20 protein-coding genes are annotated in these 17,674 nt (G+C 65.8%); all 20 read right to left on the reverse strand.

Going from position 1 to position 17,674, the window contains the following annotated elements; genetic code table 11:
* Positions 1-9: 9 nt before the first annotated feature.
* On the reverse strand, positions 10-696 hold the full coding sequence (locus tag ACT89O_RS19800) for a GNAT family N-acetyltransferase (protein WP_487260950.1): 687 nt from the start codon (positions 694-696) through the stop codon (positions 10-12).
* Positions 686-2,089: a hypothetical protein gene (locus tag ACT89O_RS19805; RefSeq protein WP_487260951.1), complete on the reverse strand. Its 1,404-nt coding sequence runs from the start codon at positions 2,087-2,089 to the stop codon at positions 686-688. Before ACT89O_RS19805 ends, ACT89O_RS19800 begins: the two co-directional genes overlap by 11 nt.
* 63 nt (positions 2,090-2,152) lie before the next feature.
* The gene (locus ACT89O_RS19810; protein ID WP_487260952.1) at positions 2,153-2,854 is read right to left on the reverse strand and encodes a hypothetical protein; all 702 of its coding nucleotides are present in this window, start codon (positions 2,852-2,854) and stop codon (positions 2,153-2,155) included.
* Between the two features lie 39 nt (positions 2,855-2,893).
* A complete protein-coding gene (locus ACT89O_RS19815; protein ID WP_121421072.1) occupies positions 2,894-3,115 on the reverse strand; it encodes a hypothetical protein in 222 nt (73 codons plus the stop codon).
* 143 nt (positions 3,116-3,258) lie between these two features.
* Positions 3,259-4,059: a type III secretion system export apparatus subunit SctT gene (gene sctT / locus ACT89O_RS19820; RefSeq protein ID WP_487260953.1), complete on the reverse strand. Its 801-nt coding sequence runs from the start codon at positions 4,057-4,059 to the stop codon at positions 3,259-3,261.
* Between the two features lie 12 nt (positions 4,060-4,071).
* Positions 4,072-4,344: a type III secretion system export apparatus subunit SctS gene (sctS, locus tag ACT89O_RS19825; RefSeq protein WP_142143659.1), complete on the reverse strand. Its 273-nt coding sequence runs from the start codon at positions 4,342-4,344 to the stop codon at positions 4,072-4,074.
* A 50-nt stretch (positions 4,345-4,394) separates the two neighbouring features.
* A complete protein-coding gene (gene sctR / locus ACT89O_RS19830) occupies positions 4,395-5,048 on the reverse strand; it encodes a type III secretion system export apparatus subunit SctR (RefSeq protein WP_487257400.1) in 654 nt (217 codons plus the stop codon).
* Positions 5,039-5,905, reverse strand: coding sequence for a hypothetical protein (locus ACT89O_RS19835; protein ID WP_487260954.1), 867 nt, complete (start codon positions 5,903-5,905; stop codon positions 5,039-5,041). Before ACT89O_RS19835 ends, sctR begins: the two co-directional genes overlap by 10 nt.
* Before the next feature lie 274 nt (positions 5,906-6,179).
* Complete coding sequence (locus ACT89O_RS19840) at positions 6,180-6,779, reverse strand: hypothetical protein (protein WP_487260955.1); 600 nt, start codon at positions 6,777-6,779, stop codon at positions 6,180-6,182.
* A gap of 10 nt (positions 6,780-6,789) precedes the next feature.
* Positions 6,790-7,272, reverse strand: a complete 483-nt coding sequence (locus ACT89O_RS19845; protein WP_487260956.1) for a hypothetical protein — start codon at positions 7,270-7,272, stop codon at positions 6,790-6,792.
* A gap of 37 nt (positions 7,273-7,309) precedes the next feature.
* The gene (locus ACT89O_RS19850) at positions 7,310-8,647 is read right to left on the reverse strand and encodes a FliI/YscN family ATPase (RefSeq protein WP_487260957.1); all 1,338 of its coding nucleotides are present in this window, start codon (positions 8,645-8,647) and stop codon (positions 7,310-7,312) included.
* A 20-nt stretch (positions 8,648-8,667) separates the two neighbouring features.
* The gene (locus ACT89O_RS19855; RefSeq protein WP_487257395.1) at positions 8,668-9,327 is read right to left on the reverse strand and encodes a FliH/SctL family protein; all 660 of its coding nucleotides are present in this window, start codon (positions 9,325-9,327) and stop codon (positions 8,668-8,670) included.
* 11 nt (positions 9,328-9,338) lie between these two features.
* Positions 9,339-9,920, reverse strand: coding sequence for a hypothetical protein (locus ACT89O_RS19860; protein WP_487260958.1), 582 nt, complete (start codon positions 9,918-9,920; stop codon positions 9,339-9,341).
* A 1-nt stretch (position 9,921) separates the two neighbouring features.
* Positions 9,922-10,842, reverse strand: coding sequence for a type III secretion system inner membrane ring lipoprotein SctJ (gene sctJ / locus ACT89O_RS19865; protein WP_487260959.1), 921 nt, complete (start codon positions 10,840-10,842; stop codon positions 9,922-9,924).
* 25 nt (positions 10,843-10,867) lie between these two features.
* On the reverse strand, positions 10,868-11,287 hold the full coding sequence (locus tag ACT89O_RS19870; protein ID WP_233573465.1) for a hypothetical protein: 420 nt from the start codon (positions 11,285-11,287) through the stop codon (positions 10,868-10,870).
* Positions 11,288-11,302: 15 nt separating this feature from the next.
* Positions 11,303-11,605 carry a hypothetical protein gene (locus ACT89O_RS19875; protein ID WP_121421082.1) on the reverse strand — a complete coding sequence of 101 codons (303 nt, stop codon included), beginning with the start codon at positions 11,603-11,605 and terminating at the stop codon, positions 11,303-11,305.
* Positions 11,606-11,783: 178 nt separating this feature from the next.
* Complete coding sequence (locus ACT89O_RS19880) at positions 11,784-12,989, reverse strand: SctD/MshK family protein (RefSeq protein WP_487260960.1); 1,206 nt, start codon at positions 12,987-12,989, stop codon at positions 11,784-11,786.
* Between the two features lie 50 nt (positions 12,990-13,039).
* Positions 13,040-14,806, reverse strand: a complete 1,767-nt coding sequence (gene sctC, locus ACT89O_RS19885; RefSeq protein WP_487260961.1) for a type III secretion system outer membrane ring subunit SctC — start codon at positions 14,804-14,806, stop codon at positions 13,040-13,042.
* 266 nt (positions 14,807-15,072) lie between these two features.
* Positions 15,073-17,115: an FHIPEP family type III secretion protein gene (locus ACT89O_RS19890; protein WP_487260962.1), complete on the reverse strand. Its 2,043-nt coding sequence runs from the start codon at positions 17,113-17,115 to the stop codon at positions 15,073-15,075.
* Positions 17,112-17,633 (reverse strand): lytic transglycosylase domain-containing protein, encoded by a 522-nt coding sequence (locus ACT89O_RS19895; RefSeq protein ID WP_176886954.1) that lies wholly within the window; start codon positions 17,631-17,633, stop codon positions 17,112-17,114. The genes ACT89O_RS19890 and ACT89O_RS19895 overlap by 4 nt, the downstream gene beginning before the upstream one ends.
* Positions 17,634-17,674 lie beyond the last annotated feature (41 nt).

Consider the following 17,674-nt stretch of genomic DNA (forward strand, 5'->3'; position numbering starts at 1 on the left):
GCTGCAGGTTTATGCCGGAGAAACGCTGAGCACCGCACGCTGGCGCTGGCGGCGGGACTGGGTGTGCCACGCCTGCCACTGGGCCTGGTCCAGGCGGTAGCGCCGGGCCTGCGTGCCGTTGTAAGTGGCCATACCTTGGCAGCCGAAGCCCAGTACTTGCAGACAGTGCGCGGCAGAGCGGTTGGTGGGTGCGCAGTGGCCTAGCACATGCGTTTGTAGCAAGGCGCCAAAGGCGTGCTGCAGCAGCCACTCCCCGCCATCCAGTGCGAGCGTACCGCCCCAGGTCTGTGCCGCCAGTCGGGCGCCGATCTCCAGGATTTTCGGATCCTCCTCCAAATGCACCAGGCTGAACCAGCCGCAAAAAACCCATCGGGGTTGCACAAGCTTGGCTAACAGCACAGCGTCTATGTCGCCTTCGGCGTGCGCACGCAGTGCGTCGGCAATGGTGTCCGAGTCAGGCGGCTGGGCTCGCTCTGCACACCAGATGCCCGTGCCAGGGTATCGCAGATAGAACTGTTGCATGTGCGCGATGAAGCGGTGTGCGACACGGGGCTCATCCAGCGGTGCATCGTCGGCCAGGTGCGCGCGTACGCGAGGGTCGCGGTGCATGGTGACCAGGGCCTGGGCGTCGCGGCTATGGAACTGGCGAATGCGCAAGCGTGGACCTTGATAGAGGATGACGGGTTCAGGGGACATAGGGTGTGCCGATGGTGGGCGCTGTGCCGCAGTGGGTGGGTGCGGAGGCTGCCAGGAGGAGTGGCGATAGCCCACCCCAATGGGCTTGCAACACGCGCTGATAAGCCGCCCAAAAGGCGGTTTGCGGACCGCTCTGTTGCCAGACAGGCTCCGCAAGGAACTTGCTCGCCTCTGCACTCTGGGCAGGCCCGAGGGCGGCATATGCGGTGCCTGCCAGCCAGAGGTCTCCTTGGTGAGCGGCTTGCGGTGCGCGTCCGATGGGCTGGGTATGGGGAGAGAGCTGCACTGGCGCAGTTGCGCCTGCGGGAGGGCCGCCTGGGGTATTGCCGGTGACCATGGCCCAAGCCCCCAGGTAGTGCCCCAGAGCCATGGCATGGGGATATGCCCCGCGCCGATCGCAGTGATGCAGGTACTCCACTGGGGGGTACATGCCGTCGTGACCCTGGCATAGCTGGTGGTGAATGAGCCGGATTTCGTGGGTGCGCTGCTGGGCACAGAGGGTGTGCAGGTAGCAAGCCAGGGCCTGGCCGTCAGGGTGCTGCTGGGCCAGGACATTGACAATGGCACAGGTCTGGCTGGTAAGCAGCCGCGTAAGGGCAGGGGCGAGCACCGGCAGGGCCGCCCCTTGGGCAGCGATAGGTATGGCCAGGGCCCACAGGGTGGCTTTGGCGGGTGCATCGCTGGCGGTGGCGCAGGCCTCCAGCGCCTGCCGCAGGGCTCCGGGATCGGCCCGCGTGCGCACCGGGGTGCGGGGTGGTAACAGGGTGGTGAGTATGGCCCTGACCATTGCCACGGCCTGTGCCGGAGCCAGGGGGAGCGGCAGCATGGCTTGCAAGGCAGTGTCGAGGGCATGGGTACGGCCGTGCAGACTACTCAGCAAACGGCCGATCAAAGGAGCGCGCAGTCCGTCTGGCTGGGGGTGGCTGGGCAGGACGGGCCCCACGGCGGTACCGTGGCCAACTAGAGCGATCAGCAGGCCGAGCCTGTCGCGATCGCTGGCGCTGCGCGCCAGGTGTTCACCCCAGCGCGCCAGATCTTGCTCCTGAACGGCAACCCGGGTGAAGCCTGCCAGGTGCGCTGCATCGAGGCGCGTTGCGAGGTGCTGCAACAGTGTGTCTGTGTCGGCGTAGTCGAGCTGGTGGTACCAGGGTCGGACCCGGCGACTGGGGGACTGCGCCAAGCTGTGTACCCAGGCCCGCAGGTCGGCGTGCTCCAGCCGCAGCAGAGCATCCAGCAAGTGGGCGGGCGACTGGGGGGCTTCGGGGTCGTCACCGGGCCATGGCCCGTCACCGCTGAAGCCCTGGCCGCCGCCCGGGTACCCCCCCAAGGCTGCAACGCGGCCACCAGGAGCAACGGCCCGAATGGGGGCCAGCGCGGCCAATGGCTCAGACATGCCAGATGGTGAGGGTGGGATAGCAGGGTGCAACGGGCCGCATGGGGGCGGCGTACAGGGGCCTCAACGCCAGGAGGCCGGAGGAATCCAGCCCTGAGCCAGCGCGCCAACCGTTGCATCAGGCGCGGATTGTTCACCGTGGCGGGACGCAGCCATGAAGGCTTCTACCGCCTGGGTGGCCGCACGGTAGGGTTCGGGGTCCGCCTGAGACCAGCTCAGGGCCATAGCTTGCAGTGCGTGGCGGCTGCTGCGGGTCCAAGCCCCATCGAGGGGGTCGTCGGCCACGCTGTGGAGCTTGGCGCAATAGAGGCGCCGGGCCGCTTCACTGTGCGATACCAGGCCCACCAGTGCGCGTGCGGCCCGGTCAAAAGCCACCGCCCCGAGGGTGCCGCGCCCGTCGGGCTGCGCGAACCAGGCGCACAGGTACTCAATGGGGCCCATGGTGCGGGTGGCGCGCACGGACGCGTCCCATTGCGCCCCCCATGCGGCGTGCCGCCCCGAGGGCAGGCGGCCGCTTTGCAGAGCAAGCACCAGGGTATCGGCGACCGCAGCCTGGGCCTGGGGGTTGCCATGCTCGCCAATGCGGCAAAGCACCTGCAGGAAGGCGGGGTACAGCGCATCGCCGAGCGAGAGGCACAGGCGCTCCATCCAGCGCACGCGGTCTTCACGTGAGGGCAGATGGGCGCAGCCTTCGATGAGGACCTCTGCCGCGCCGGCCCAGTCGGGCTGATCGCGCAGGGTCAGATCGGGGATGGGTTGGGCCATGGGTGCTGTCGCAAAGGAGCGGCGCGCGGGGGGCGGAGATCAACCCCGGGTAAAGAGGCAGTCAATGAACCGGGATTGCAGCTGGGCCGGGGTGTCGCCGCTGAAGGGGGGGACGGACAAGGTGCGGGCGACGGCGTCGCTGCCGGTATAGCCAAACAGGCGCGCGGTGTCGCCGTTGTCCAAGGCTGGCCGGAGCGCGTCAGTCCGGGGCGCTAGGCCAGCGAGGCCTGTCAGCGACGAGAGAGAGGACGAGGTCACCATGTGTGGACGCGGATGAAAGATGGGATGTCTCCATCGTAAAAACTTGCGCCCGCTTGCGCTATTGGGAAGCCTCCTAGTGGAGGGGGTGCATTTGCAACAAAACGCTTCAAACCCCAAGCCCGAGGCAGGCGCTCGCTGGGTGTTCAGGTGGGCAGCAGGGTCTGCATCTTGTGCAGCAGTGTCGGGAAAAGGGCAGCCAGGTAGTTCAGCAGTGTCTTGGCCAAGGTGGTGAGCATGACCAACCACAGCAGGATGGCAGCCACGCTTTTGAGGGAGCTGGACAACGAGTACAGATTGAGTTGGGGCGCGAAACGATTCATGAGGCCCAGCGCCAGGTCAATGGCGTACATGACTACCAGGGTGGGCGCAGCGAGCAGGAAGCTCAGGCCCGCAAACTGCGCGAAGGCGCTCTCAAACAAGGTGACACCGGCTGGGCGCGGAGCAAGGCCAGGCTGGGCCAGGGGCCACAGCACAAAACTTTCCATGAGGACGCCGATCCAGAGCATGAGACCACCTGAGGCCATAAACACGTACACAGCCAAGCGACCCAGGAAGGCCCCTGAAAGCGAGGTCTGACGCCCGGAGAGAGGGTCTGTGACCTGCGCCTGCGACAGTCCGATCGCGCCGTCAATGATCTCACCGGCGGCGTCGAACGCCCAGAGTACAGCGGCCAGCAGCATGCCCAGAGCCAGGCCGATGAAGGCTTCTTTAGAGAACAACCCGATCCATTGGGAAACGCTCCAGCCGGTGACGTTGACCGCAGGCTGCAGGGCCAGTGTGATGACTCCGAACGCAAGAAAAATGGCGCCCCGCACGAGCTGGGGCACGGTTTCCTGGGCCAGCAGGGGCAACAGCACGAAGGCGGTAGCAAAGCGCACGCTGGCAAGCGCGGCCAGAAGCGCCAGTTCGCTGACGTTGTTCACCGCAGCAAAGGTTTCTCCCATGGGTGGGTGGCCTCAGCGTTTGACGAGGGCGGGGAAGTCGGTCATGACCCGGTCGGTGTAGCGGTACAGCGTGCCGCCCAGCAGCGATGCGGTGATGAAGATGGTGAGCACGATGGCGAAGAACTTGAGCGCGTACTGCAGGGTCTGCTCCTGAATCTGGGTGGCGGCCTGCACCAGGGCAACCAGTAGCCCGACCAGCGCGGCCACGATGACCGGGGGCGCGGACAGGAGCAACACCAGCCACAGGGCTTGGTACAGCAGTTGGATGGTCTGGCTTTCAAACATGGCGTACGAAGGGCATGGTCAGAGTGGGAAGGCGATGCACGGCGGCAAGGTCAGTGGCCGTAGGAGAGCACCAGGCCGTGGGTGAGCTTGACCCACCCATCGACCAGCACGAAAAGCAGCAGCTTGAACGGCAGCGAGATGGTGGTGGGCGAGAGCATCATCATGCCCATGGCAGTGAGGATATTGGCGATGACCAGGTCAATGATGAGAAAGGGCAGGAAGATGAGGAACCCGATCTGGAACGCTGCGGACAGCTCGCTGACGGTGAAGGCGGGCACAACCACCACAAAGTCGCGTTCGCTGATCTGGGCAGCACGTTCGGGACTGAGGGTTTTCTGGGCGGTCTTGAGGAAGAAAGCGCGCTCGTGGGCGGATGAGTGGCGAACCAGAAAGTCGCGCAGGGGCTCTTTGGCCGCATCGGCCACCGCCAGCATGCCAGAGGTGCTGCCGATGTTGGAGACGCTGCGGGCACGTTCGGCCATGTCCAACCCCACGGGCAGCATGACGTAGATGGTGAGTACCAGGGCCATGCCGTTGAGCACCACGTTGGGTGGCACCTGCTGCAGGCCCAGGGCGTTGCGCAGCAGGCTGAGCACCACAATGATCTTGGTGAAGGAAGTGACCATGACGCCCACAAACGGCGCCAGGGAGACAACGATCACGGTGACCAGTGCCGAGGAAGGGGTAAATTGATTCAGGTCCATGGTGTCTGCGAATAGGCTGCGCCGCACGCGCGCCCGGTGGGTGGTTCAGCGGAAAACAAGGGGGCTTCAGGCCCAAAGGCTGGTGTGGCACCGAGGGCGCTGCGGATTCGAAGGGCGTAGCCACCGGCCAGGGGGACCAGATCACCGTGGGCGCGCAACGCACCACCCTGCTGCAAGTGCAGCTCCCCCGGCAGCATGGGTGGTAGCCGAAGGCGAACCGGTGCTGTCGATGCGGGAGGTGCGGCTGGTACCGAGAGCACCGCAGGGCGAGCCTGCCAGCACAGCCATTGCTCCAGCCCCATGGCGGGCATGCCGTGCCAGACGATCTCGGCATCGGCATCCGTGTTGGCATGGGTGTCTGTGGCAGGCGGCTCGGTGGCCGTGGGCAGCGGCGCGTGCAGGTCCAGCCCCAGGGGCTCGGCCATGGGCGGGGCACCAGTGCGAACATCGGGGCTGCGTACCAGCACCCCCGCGCGCACCGGAAGGTGGCCGCAGATGGGCCGCACGGTGACGGGCCATTCGCACCCCAGAGAGGGCGTGAGCCAGACCAGGGAGCCTTCAGCGAGGTCTGCGACTGCGGCGGCAGGCGCTGTATCCAGGCACAGTTCCGTGCGCACGCTGGGCCAGGCGACATGCGGGGACTGCAGCCAGTCGGCCGGCGGACCCGACAGTGCCGTCCAAGGCAGGCGCAGGCGCGTGCCCACAGGGGCCAGTGCAGCGGTCTGCACCACCGCTTCACACGTGCCGGATTCCAGGGCGACTGCTGGCGCGGCTTCACCGGGCTGCAACAGCCAGGGGTGGCGCAGCCATTGCTCGACAGCACTGATGAGCGGTTCTGCCTTGGCCAGCTGCAGCATCAGGCGCGGTCCGGTCCACTCCGTTGCGGTGTCCCCAGAGGTGCGCGCAGGCTGGGTGGCATCCCGACCAGTGGTGCCTGAGGAGGCTGTTGGTGCATCCGGGTTTGGGGCTTGGGGCTGAGATTCACACAGGCAAGGGTCTGGCTCTGGCAGCAGCGGCAGCCAGAGCTCGGCCCGGTGTGCACCTACCGGGCCACAAAAAACGAGCCACGCCGGCGCGGGCACTGGTGGGGCGTGCGGGGCAGGTGCCGCCACTGCGGCTGGGCTGGCGGTGTCAGGCCACGGTGTCATCGTCAAATCCGAGGTCGTCCATGCGACCGTGGCTGTGTTCGCGCAGGCGGTCGCGCAGTCGCTCCAGGTGCGGGGTCAGTTGCTGGCGGATGGTGGCATTGGTGCCCATGCGCAGCTGCCACTGGCCGTTGCCGCTTTGGGCTAAGCGCAGGGCCAGGGTGGCGGCCTCGGCACCGCCCAGCGGCACTTGCAAGCGCAACGGAGTACCCACCCCGGGCGCGCCCGCATGAGGGGCCATGGGCAGAGAATCTGGCAGGAGGCCGGTAGGTTGGGCGGGTGCGGTGAGGGCTGCACTGCCCCCCATAAGGGTACTGCCCTCCCCTGCCGACCCGGTGTGCCCGGTCAGTGGCGGCAGCTGCCCCCACGGGCCTGGGGGCGGAGCCTCGGTGTGAGAGAGGTCGTTGGGTTCGGGGTCGTCCTGGTCCTTGAGCCGGCTGTCACTGCGTTCGTCGGCCCGCCGGATGGCGGCATCAAAGTCCCGCCGCGCCTGCGGAGGCACCCAGCCGCCGGCCTGTGAGGCCCGGGCGGCAGTGTCGGATGTGTAGGTTTTGCGCTCAGGGGGCGATGGACGGATGTCACTCACGGGGCATTCCTCAGGGGACTGACCGCAGCGGGGGGTCTTCCCGCTCCAGCGTGGTTTCACGTTCGCGCCGCAGGCTCTGGCGGGCGTCATCGCGTAGCGTGGAGCTGGCCTGGTGCTGGGCCACAGCCTGGAGCCACGCGGTGCGGGCTGAGGCGGCGCGGGTGCGCGCGTTGATCAGCTCTTCTTCCTCATCGATCAATGCGTATTCAGCGCGTTCGAGCTGGTCGTCCAGCGCCTCCTGTGCGGCACTGGCGTAGCCGGCCACCACCCCCATGCGGGCGGCGTAGGGGCCAATCAGGCTGTGCTGCAGCTCCAGCCTGCGGGCCTGGAGCTGGCGAATCTGGGCTTCGCGGTCGCGCACCACTTGCTGGGCAGCTTGCAACTCGCGCTCGGCCTGTTGGCTGGCTTGCAAGGCTTTGCGCTCGCGCAACGCACGCAGTCGCTGCAGCTGACTGGCAGCAGCCAGTTGCTGGGCCATGGCGGAGGCGGTCATGGGTGAGCCCCCCAATGTGTATGCAGGCTGGTCACAGTCACCGCTGGAACTGCTGCAGCGCAGCGAGGGTTTGTTCGAAAGGAGTCCCCTCGTCGGGCCGCTGTCGCAACAGGGCCTGCAACGCGGGTTGGGCGGCGATGGCGTCGTCGGCCAGTGCATCGCTGCCAGGCGCATATTCACCGACTTGAAGCAGGAAGCGGATTTCGTCGTGTTTGGCCATCAGTGCGCGCACACGCAGGGCTGCGTCCTGGTGGGCACGATCGGTAACGCGGTTGAACACGCGGCTGGCGCTGGCCAGTACGTCAATGGCTGGGTAGTGCCCCGCTTGCCCAAGCTGGCGCGAAAGCACGATGTGACCGTCCAGGATGGAGCGGGTCTCCTCGGCCACAGGGTCGGAGCCGTCTTCATCTTCAGCCAGAACCGTGTAGAAAGCGGTGATGGAGCCGGACGCATCGTTACCCGCCCGCTCGAACAGGCGCGGCAGCTCTGCAAACACACTGGGGGGGAAGCCCCGGCGCACGGCCGGCTCCCCCACCGACAGGCCGATCTCGCGCAACGCACGGGCGTATCGGGTCACGGAGTCCATCATCAGCAGGACGCGCCGCCCTTGCGCGCGGAAGTGCTCGGCAATGGCGGTGGCGGTCTGTGCGGCACGCAGCCGCTCCATGGCGGGCCGGTCGGAGGTGGAGACAACGATCACCGAGCGGGCCAGGCCCTGGGGGCCAAGGCTGTCCTCCAGAAACTCGCTGACCTCACGCCCCCGTTCGCCAATCAGGGCAATGACATTGACATCGCTGTGTGCGAGCTTGGCAAGCATGCCCAACAAGGTGGACTTGCCACCCCCGGCCATGGCGAACACGCCCAGTCGCTGACCTTCACCGATTGTGAGCAATCCGTCGAGCGCACGCACCCCGGTGATGAATGGGGTATCAATGGGCCGCCGGGTCAGCGGGTTGGGTGGCTCGGCGTGGAAGGGGCGAAGCGGCAGGTGGGCCGGGAGGGCGTGACCATCCAGGGGTGTGCCGAAGGCATCGAGCACGCGGCCCAGCAGGGCGTCGCCCACGGGAATGAGCTCTCCGCTATCCAGAGGTTCCACCTCGGCACCCATCGAGACGCCGTGCAGGTGCCCCAGTGGCACAAGAATGGCGTCATGCTCGCGAAGCCCGACGACTTCTGCGCGCAGCACGTTGCCATGCGGTTGCGCGGGGTCACGAATCAGGCATTGCTGGCCGATGACGGCACGCAATCCACTCACGCGCAATGTGGTGCCAAAGGCTTGCACAACCCGCCCCCGGGCAGCCACCGGCTGCATGGAGCGCAGCGAGGCCAGGATGGCAGGATCGAGCAGAGGGCGGGGGGAAGCGTCGGCGTGCATGTCGCAAATCGGTGGCGCGCTCAGGCGGCCCTGGCTTCGGGGGCCGCCATCTGGCGCTGGGAGGTTTCAATCCGCTGCGCAGCACTTGCCAGGACGGTGTCGAGCCCGGCCAGCAACGCACCAGCCTGAGACTCCACCACGCAGTCCAGCCCATGGATTTCTGTGTCGGCCAGACATTGCACGGGCATGGGCAATTCACGCGTGGCAAGTTGTGCGCGCACGGGCTCGACCAGCTCTGCGGGCAGGCGCAGGCGCACGGGCTGAGGAGGCACTACCTGCTCAAAAGCCTGCAGCGCCAGGGCGGTCACCACTTGATCGGGCGCCAGGGCCGAAGCCATGCAACGCACCATGGCAGTGGCCAGCGTGACGAGGGCGCTGCGCAGTTCTTCGCGCTGGTGCTGGTGCTGTTGCGCCAGCGATTGCAGCGCTGCTGCAATCTGTCCCGCCGCTTCCTGGTGGGCCTGTGCCAGCCCAACGGCAAAACCGTCGCGGTGACCTTGCTCGCAGGCCGCCTGCTGCGCCTGCGCAGCCGCGTCACGGGCACTGCTGGTAAGCGTTTGCAGCGCAGCGGCCAGGTCCAGAGCGCTCTCCAGCGCCTGAACGTGCTGCGCCGGCACGGTACGTTCCGTGGTGGCCAGGGTCAGGGTGGCGTCTTGGTGCAGGGTGAGCAGGTAACTCATGACGGTGTGGGCTACGGGGTTACGGGCTCGGTCTGCGGGGTAACACTGGCGGGTGCTGCCAGCGCTGGTGCGGCCGCATGTGCCTGCTCTAACGCGGACTGGGCCCAGGTAGGGTTAGAGCCCACCGTGGGCAGCAAAGCCAGCGAGGCGCTCCAGCCAAGGTGGTGGGCAAGGCGCGCCTGGAGTTCGTGCACGCAACCCCACAGCAGCATCGCCTGACCCCAGGCACGAACGTACGACACGATCATGTGGGCAGGCGGCAGCAGGGGCCGAGGTGCCCGCGCCAGCAGTTCCGGGGTGTCCGGAGCGTCAAGGGCAGCACGGAAGGGCCCGACCCCAACGCTGCGCGACAGGGGTGCGAGTTGCCGCCCGTCGATGCAGGCACGCAGCGACGCCTTGAGCCAGTAGATGCCAGACAAGGCGCTGAGTGCATCGCGGGCCGGCGCGGGATCGGCCACCCACAGAGGACACAACATGAGCTGCTGCCAGCTCAATGGCTCGGCCTGCAACTGCCGCGCAAGCGCTGCCCGCGCGCGCCGCTGCGCGGCCACATGGGTCAACGCCGAGTCTTCACCCAGGTCCACGGGCTGCATCTCAGGACTCGCTGCCGACACGGGGCTGCGCGGGGGATGCGACCGCAACGGCGGCGCCCCGGCGCAGCGGTGCCACTGCGGCGCCGACCATGGATGCCAGCCCGGTCTCGGCCAAGGCTGCCGCGGCTGCAGGGCGGCGCTGCCACCAGGCCATGGCCGCCACGGCGGCCGCTATGAGGCTAAGCAGCCCCGCCACCAGCATGACCATGCCGCCATACTGCGCCCACAAACCGCCCAGGAATGACGGCGGGGCCGCCGGTGGAATAGGTTCGGCGGGGAACATGGCAACAGTGACGTTGTCGTAGGGCAGCCCCTCCATGGCGTTGACTACGAGGGCTTTGATCTTGCCCGTCTGCTGGCTCAGGTCGACCCCGGGGCGGTGTTTGATGAACACCGAGGCCGTCGAGTGCTGGGGCTTGTCGGACAGGGGATTCTTCTCGGGCACAGAGACATGTACCCGTGCCTGCACCACACCGTCAATGCTGGAAAGCGTGGCCGAGAGCTCTTGCGACAGGGCATGGGTGAAGCGGGCCCGCTCTTCGAGTGCCGATGACACGAAGCCCTCTTTCTTGAATACCTGGCCCAGGGTGTCGAAGGAGTCCCGTGGGAACCCTCCGGCGTGCAAGATCTCTACAGCGCGAGAAAAGTCGTCAGGTCGGGTGCTGACGACAAAGGCCTTGCCGTCGCGCGAGGCCGCTTTTTCTGCATGCAGGCCCGCATTGCGCAACACGGCCACCATCTCGTTGGCCTGGCGCTCGGTCAGCTGGCCATACAGCTCCTGCTGAGAGCATGCGGCCAGGAGTGCCAGCGTGACCGTGACGAGGACCCGCGCGGGCCAGGAGGGTGTCCTGGCCTTGCGGGCGTTGGCCCCGGGGATGGGGCAGGTGCGCAGAAGCGTTCTGGCAGAAAGTAGCGGTCTCATGCGATATAGCGGTCAAGGCAGGCGGTCAGGCCTGTTGGCGGAACAGTTGCTGCAGCCCGTCGGAGGTGCGGTTGGCGATGTTGGCGGTGAGCTGGCTGTGGAACAGGAACTCGTGCGCCCTGACGGTCAGCATGACCATCTCACCCGGTGTCATGTCGTTGCCCGCTGCCATGGCCGCTTGCGCATGCTCCTCCAGCGAGACCGCCTCGGCGTTGATGTGTTCGAGCGGCTTGAAGAGAGCCTGCATCCCCTCGCCCATTGCCTGCACAGGCTGGGCCTGCAGCGTGCTGCCCGCGCCCGCTTCTGCACGCGCAATAGCCTCGTGAAAGCCGGACATGTCGGTCAATGAGATGCCATAGCCGGCTTGGACGGGGCTCTGCCCCGCCGAGACGCCGACACTGTCTGCGCCCGAAAGCGAAAGGCCCATGGTGGTAGTGGCGTTCATGGTGTCAGCGCCACATCACTGTTTGCGGGCCATGGTTTCCAGTGCCGTGCCCACCGATTGCAAGGAGGTGTGGGCACTGTTGGACATGAAGCCCATTTGTTGGGCCAGCATGGTCATGTGGGTGATGTGGGCAGGCTTGTCGTTGCCGTCGGCCAGGGCATCCCCTGCGGCCTCGATTTCACTCGCTTTGGCGTCCAGGGTCTTGCCCCAGGCATCGGCCATGACCTCGAACCAGCTAGCGCCTTTGCCGCTGCGGCTTTGGGAGCTGCTCAGTCCAGTGGTGGCGACCATGGCCAGCGGATTGATGGAATTGCTCATACTCTGACTCCTACTTTGCAGGTGGTGCTGGCGGTGATTGCCAGCGGGGTGGTTGAACAAGGGGTCGGTCCGAGGACCGATGTGGCACGGTGACGTTTCAAGGTTTGAGGTAAACGTGGTGCGGTGGGCTCACCTGGGTGCCCAGATGCACTGGTGGTGAAGCGGTTCATGCAGGGCTTCAGAACGACAGGACGCTGGCCACGCCCTCGCGTTCCATCTGCACCTTGTCGGACAGAATGGCCACAATGCGGTGCCCACTGGGCAACATGGCCCCCTCGAAGTAACGGGTGCCGTCCACGGTGACGAGGTAGGCAGGCTCTCCGGGCACGATGGCAGCGACACGCTTGCCAGGATCGTGGATGGCCGATGCAGCTGGAGGCGGCGTAGGGGGAGCCTCGTTGACAGCGGCCAGCTGCTGCAAGCCCGGCACATCACGGCGAGCCAACGCCTGAACATGCTCAAGCTGCCGCGTATCAGACACCGCCGTGCGCACCCGCACCACCCCCGCACCAGCAGCTTCCACTTGCGCAGCGATGCCGTTGAGTCGATAGACCTCGGCCACACTGGCTGCAACCTGCTCATTGACCCATACCGATAGCCGGGCGGGCGAACGGTCTGCAAGCGCCTTTTCCAGACGGGTCTTTTCAGCCTGGGACTCCAGGTGCCCGGTCACGTACAGCTGCCCGCTGCGGGACTCGACATTCAGTGTGGGCATGCCCAGGTGCGACAGGGTCTGGCGGATGTTCGCGGCGTGCTCTTGCGGACTCAGGGTGGAAGGCCCCATGGCCCAGGCCAGGGTAAGGGTGCACACAGAAACACCCACCAACGCGGTGCCGCCCAGCATCAGGCGCGAGCGCCAGCGCTGCAAAGGGGACGTCTGGCCTGCCGCCATGGCTGCAGGGTCCTTTGCTGGCGTAGCTGCGGCAGAGGAGGCCTGCGAAGCAGACGCACCCATACCAGCATGCGAACGCGCCTCCGAGGCTGCTTCTGAAGCAGGAGCAAACTCTTGCGCATGCGGTGTAGCCGACGTGGCACCTCCGTCTGGTGCCGCGTCGGTGAACAGCGGCGCCCATTGCTGCGCACCGAGCTGACCCACGGCAAGCCGGATCCCTCCGACAGTGAACGGCTCGTACAAGCCCAGCTCTGCGCGCGCGCCTGCCTCCAGCGTCCTGTGGGCTACGGCACCGCCGCCCTGCTGCACCTGCAACACCAAGATGCCTGTGGGCGAAAACGACAACACAGCAACGCCTTCGGCCTTCTGAAGCACGACTTCATTGATCCAGTCCTGTCCGATGCGCAGCGTCTGCCCAGGCTGAATGACAGAAGATGCGCCACGCTGCTCGCCGCTGAGAACGCGCAGTTCGTACAAAGTTTCTGTGCTCATTCCACGGTACTCCTCGGCCCGGACATGCGGGCCTCGTTCGCTCGATTCGTTCACGGCGCCTGCTCACCCAACCCCTGGGCTACGCCAGGCCTGGGATCGCCCGTCGCGGGGTTGCGGGTAGACGTTGTGGTCTCTTCCAGTACAGGCATGGGTGGGGCAGCCACGGCGCCACCGGGCCGCAGTGGCCCCGTGGGTGCTGATGCATTGGTCGCGCGCCGTGCAGGGATGAGGCGGGGCGAAATGAGGAAGAGGCGTTCCACCCGCTCTTGCTGGTCGTTGTTCGAGCGGAACAGCGCGCCTGCCAGGGGGATATCGCCCAGGAATGGAACCTTGGAAACCCCTTCGCTGCTGGACTCCTTGACCATGCCGCCAATCAGCAGGCTCTCGCCCGCGCCGATCAGCGCCTGGGTATTGATGGAGGAACGCTCGACGATGGGGATCGAATCAACCTGGCTGGCTCCATTGATGCCGCCGTCTTCGATCTGGACGAGCAGCTTGATGCGCACGTCTGAGCCTTCCTGGAACACATGGGGCGTGACACGCAAGGAGGTCCCTGCCGACACCTTGTAAAGATCGACTTGCTCTCGACCTGCCACGCGCACGTAGAAACTCTTGTTGGTGTCAAAGAGCGCCTCGACGTTGGACAGCGTCATGACCTGGGGGCTCGAAACAATGCGGGCTACGCCCTTGTTCTGCAATGCATTGATTCGCGCCACAAAGTTGTTGCGCCCGCCCAGCACCAGGGACATGAATCCGCCCTCGCCTGCCGGCGTAATGCTCTGAACCGGCGTGCTGCCCAGCAGACTGGCGTCGCTGGCGGTGCCATTGCCAAACAGGAAGGAATAGCGGTCGCCACTCAGGCGCCAGTTGATACCCATCTCACGCAACTTGTCGGTGCTCAGGTCGATGATGGTGGCTTCGATCTCCAGGGCCTGGGGCTCAATGTCCAGCGACTTGATGAGCTCGTCGTAGTAAGGCAGACGCTCCGGGAGGTCTCGCACGATCACTGCATTGAGACGGGTATCGGCCTCCACACGGGCCTGGTTCGCGACCGAAGCCGCGCCCAGGCCTTCCAGCAACGCCGCGTCCACGGTGGCCACCTGCACACCTCCTACGGCTCCCGGTCGGCCGCCCCAGGCTTGCTGCACGGTTTCGGCAGAGGCCTGCATCGGGTTGGCACCAGCGGCTCCCAGCGTGCCTTGTCGAGCCAGGCCCTGGCCGCGCAGACCCGGCTCAGAGGCGCCCCGATACTGCGTCAGTGCCGGTGACGGGTTACCTCGCTGGGCTGTCAGCAAAGAACGCAGGATGCTTGCCACACCAGGGATGACCGTGACGGTGCCGCCGTACTGGGCACTCACATCCTGGGCCCATGCGTATTTCAGGTAGTACACCTTGAAACCCACGGGAGCCAGCGTGGTGGACTGGCTTTGCTGACCTGAAGCCAGTTCGCCGACCAAGTCTACAAACCGTCGGTTTCCGCTGGCGATGAGCCCACCACTCTGGCTCACACGCAGGGTGTTGCGCGAGTCCATGATGTTCATGTCACGCGCGGTATTGATGACCTGGCGAGCGTCTCCCTGGCGCATGGCAAAGGTGCGTGTCGTGACCTCTGCCGGTGTGTACACGTGCACGACGGCGCCGTCGTAGTAGGCCATGAGCCCAAATGAGCGCTGGATGCTGGAAAACACTTTTTCGGCCGTACCTCGGAACACGCCGTTGACCGCGCCCTTGACACCAGAACTTACCGACACGGGTACATCCATGGTCCCGAAGAAGTCCTGCAAGAACGCCGCAATCGGCTGCTCTCGCACGGTCATATCGACCTGTCTCTCCCCGAAAGGAATGGGCGAGGCCTGCACCGCCGTGGCGCACAACGCCCAACCCAACGCACAGCCTGCCGCCCAGGCGCGCCACGCGCCCGCCTTTGGCCCCGACAGCAACGGACTCCAATTCCCCTTAGCTACTACTCCCATTCTCACTCCCTTGTTTGAACTCATTGTTGGTATCAGCGCATACGCTCATCGGCGAGGCTGTTGAAGAACAGACTCCGCCTGAAAACAGTCGGCGACTGCCGACCGACTTACTACGACGCCCCCTGTAACATGGGGGCGTCGTCTTTTCCGACATGGGCCAGTACGCCCAGGTGCAGCGTCGGAACCAATTCGTGGTAACTGAGCACTGGAGTGTCAAAGCACTCGATCTCGATCAACTTGCGTACGTGGCGGCGAATGTCCACCGCCGTCACGATGGCTGCTGGCCGGTGATGTGCGATGGCCTGCGTGAATTTCTGAATCAACTGCGTGGTTTGCGCGGGATCGAGCGCCAGCTGCTGCACCCCGCCGTTGACCCGCACAGCGGATCGCAGCAGCTCCTCGACGGAGGGATCGATAAGCAGCGCGCCCAGGCGGCCGGTCGGCGCGTAGCGATAGCACAGCTGGCGCTTGAGTCCGATCCGGACCAGTTCCGTCAGAGCGAACACATCTTTCTCCCGCTGGGCCGCATCGGCGAGGGTCTCCAGGATGTCGCGGAGGTTGCGGATGGCCACCTCTTCTTCCACAAGGCGACGCAGGATTTCAGCCACCCGTGCCAGAGGCAGAGCACGAAGGGTTTCCTTGACCACATCGGGCAGGTCGGCGCTGGCACGGGTCAGCAAGAGGTTCGTTTCCTGCGTGCCCAAGAACAGCGCGGCGTTGCGACGGAGAGCTTCCCGCACGGCCGTGGCCAGTGCCGCCGCAACACCGTCGGCCACCATGTCGCCCTGGGCAACCGGCACCTCGTGCACCATCAGGCGCCAAGCAGGCGCTGGCGCGGCTGGTTCGAGGGCCAGTGCGCTAGACCCCGGCACCGCTGGCGCCGGCGTCTGAGCAGGTGGCGCGGGCACCATGTGCACATCGATGCGCGGCAAACGCAGGCCCAGGTGCAGCTGAAAATGGTCGAGCACGCCTTCAAGGCCGTGCAGCAGGTCACGGCTGTCTTCGCCGCGCAGGTGCCCGGCAGGCAACTCAAGTAGGAGGGGCACGTTGGGACGCACCGGGATGGCATCGGTGAACATCAACTCGGGGGCGTGCGCGGGCTTGCGGCGCACAGCCACCAGCTTCGGCCCGATCCAGCGTTCCCAGCGCTCCCGCCACGCGGGCGTCAGCATGGCCCCAACCCCAAAGAACACAAGACCCAGCAGACCAAAGACCACGGCGGGAAAGCCAGGCACGGCCGCGAAAAGAAAACTCAGGCCACCGGCCACCAGCAACACGCGGGGCTTGGCCGTCAGTTGTCTACCAATGGCGTCGCCCAGATGTTTGTCATGCTCATCGTCTGTAGTACGCGTCACCAGCAGACCTGCGGACATGGCCCCCAGCAATGCGGGGATCTGCGTCACCATGCCATCACCAATGGCAAGGATGCAGTACTTGATGGCCGCTGCCGACATGGGCATTCCCTGCTGGAGCACCCCCACGGCCAGCCCTCCCAGCAGATTAATGATGATGATGATGATGCCCGCGATGGCATCGCCTTTGACAAACTTCATGGCGCCGTCAAGGCTGCCGTTGAGCTTGCTTTCGCTTTCCAGTTGGCGACGGCGACGCCGGGCCTCGTCCTTGTCGATCAGGCCTGAGCGAAGGTCCGAGTCGATGGACATCTGTTTGCCAGGCATGGCATCCAGCGAGAAACGCGCGGCGACTTCAGCCACGCGCTCCGAGCCTTTGGCAATGACGATGAACTGCACCACGGTAATGATGAGAAACACCACCAGGCCCACCACGAGATTGCCGCCCGCCACCATGTTCCCAAACGTGTCAATGATGTGGCCAGCTTCGCCGTGCAGAAGAATCATGCGGGTTGTCGCGATCGACAGCGCCAGCCGAAAAAGCGTGCTGATCAGCAGCACGCTGGGGAACACGGAAAATTCGAGCGGATTGGCCACATAGATGGCCAGCAGCAGCAGCAAAACCCCGCCCGAGATGTTGACGGCCACGAGGGTGTCGAGGGCCCAGGTCGGCAGCGGCACGATCATGAGCGCGATGATGGCCACGATGCCTGCCACCAAGGCGATGTCGGTGTACCGCGCGAGCCCGCCACCACTGCGATCGGCACGCGCGGCCGACCGGAAATAGCTAGCCAAATTCACAGCGAGTCTTTCCCTGTGAAGGCATGGCCCGCTTGCCTGGCGCTGACCCCGCGCAGCAGCACGTATTCGGCAAGCACTTTGCGGACGTAGTCCTGAGTCTCGCGGTAGGGTGGGATTTTGCGTCCGTGTTTTTCTACGGCGCCCTCACCGGCGTTGTAGGCGGCAAGCACCAACTCCAGGTCATTGCCAAATCGCTGCTGCAAGGTTTTGAGGTACCGGGCGCTCACCCGCAGGTTCGTCTGCGGGTCGTGCAGTTGCTCTGCGCCCTCCACGCCAAAACGGCGCGCGGTCGGGGGGATCACCTGCATCAAGCCTCGGGCTCCTGCATGCGAGATGGCATCGGGCTGGTGACGGGACTCCACGCGAGCGATGGAGTGCAGCAGCAACGGGTCGATGTCGTGCTCCTGCGCGGTGCGGTCTACCAAAGGTGCCAGCCCGACGGGGCTGCTGGTTCGCAAGGGCTGGGCGTCGGGGCTGCGCGATGGCATGGCTGTGCGGGGCGGGAGCTTGCCGGTCATGGCAGGCTGCGCTGTGCGGGCGCCTGCACCGACAGGCAACA

The organism is Acidovorax sp. NN32 (genome assembly GCF_057597245.1).

Bases quoted from the DNA above. Each gene is read 5' to 3' on its own strand.
- ACT89O_RS19800 (WP_487260950.1), bottom strand. From the start codon at position 696: ATGTCCCCTGAACCCGTCATCCTCTATCAAGGTCCACGCTTGCGCATT.
- ACT89O_RS19805 (WP_487260951.1), bottom strand. From the start codon at position 2,089: ATGTCTGAGCCATTGGCCGCGCTGGCCCCCATTCGGGCCGTTGCTCCT.
- ACT89O_RS19810 (WP_487260952.1), bottom strand. From the start codon at position 2,854: ATGGCCCAACCCATCCCCGATCTGACCCTGCGCGATCAGCCCGACTGG.
- ACT89O_RS19815 (WP_121421072.1), bottom strand. From the start codon at position 3,115: ATGGTGACCTCGTCCTCTCTCTCGTCGCTGACAGGCCTCGCTGGCCTA.
- sctT (WP_487260953.1), bottom strand. From the start codon at position 4,059: ATGGGAGAAACCTTTGCTGCGGTGAACAACGTCAGCGAACTGGCGCTT.
- sctS (WP_142143659.1), bottom strand. From the start codon at position 4,344: ATGTTTGAAAGCCAGACCATCCAACTGCTGTACCAAGCCCTGTGGCTG.
- sctR (WP_487257400.1), bottom strand. From the start codon at position 5,048: ATGGACCTGAATCAATTTACCCCTTCCTCGGCACTGGTCACCGTGATC.
- ACT89O_RS19835 (WP_487260954.1), bottom strand. From the start codon at position 5,905: ATGCTGCAGCTGGCCAAGGCAGAACCGCTCATCAGTGCTGTCGAGCAA.
- ACT89O_RS19845 (WP_487260956.1), bottom strand. From the start codon at position 7,272: ATGACCGCCTCCGCCATGGCCCAGCAACTGGCTGCTGCCAGTCAGCTG.
- ACT89O_RS19850 (WP_487260957.1), bottom strand. From the start codon at position 8,647: ATGCACGCCGACGCTTCCCCCCGCCCTCTGCTCGATCCTGCCATCCTG.
- ACT89O_RS19855 (WP_487257395.1), bottom strand. From the start codon at position 9,327: ATGAGTTACCTGCTCACCCTGCACCAAGACGCCACCCTGACCCTGGCC.
- ACT89O_RS19860 (WP_487260958.1), bottom strand. From the start codon at position 9,920: ATGCAGCCCGTGGACCTGGGTGAAGACTCGGCGTTGACCCATGTGGCC.
- sctJ (WP_487260959.1), bottom strand. From the start codon at position 10,842: ATGAGACCGCTACTTTCTGCCAGAACGCTTCTGCGCACCTGCCCCATC.
- ACT89O_RS19870 (WP_233573465.1), bottom strand. From the start codon at position 11,287: ATGAACGCCACTACCACCATGGGCCTTTCGCTTTCGGGCGCAGACAGT.
- ACT89O_RS19875 (WP_121421082.1), bottom strand. From the start codon at position 11,605: ATGAGCAATTCCATCAATCCGCTGGCCATGGTCGCCACCACTGGACTG.
- ACT89O_RS19880 (WP_487260960.1), bottom strand. From the start codon at position 12,989: ATGAGCACAGAAACTTTGTACGAACTGCGCGTTCTCAGCGGCGAGCAG.
- sctC (WP_487260961.1), bottom strand. From the start codon at position 14,806: ATGACCGTGCGAGAGCAGCCGATTGCGGCGTTCTTGCAGGACTTCTTC.
- ACT89O_RS19895 (WP_176886954.1), bottom strand. From the start codon at position 17,633: ATGACCGGCAAGCTCCCGCCCCGCACAGCCATGCCATCGCGCAGCCCC.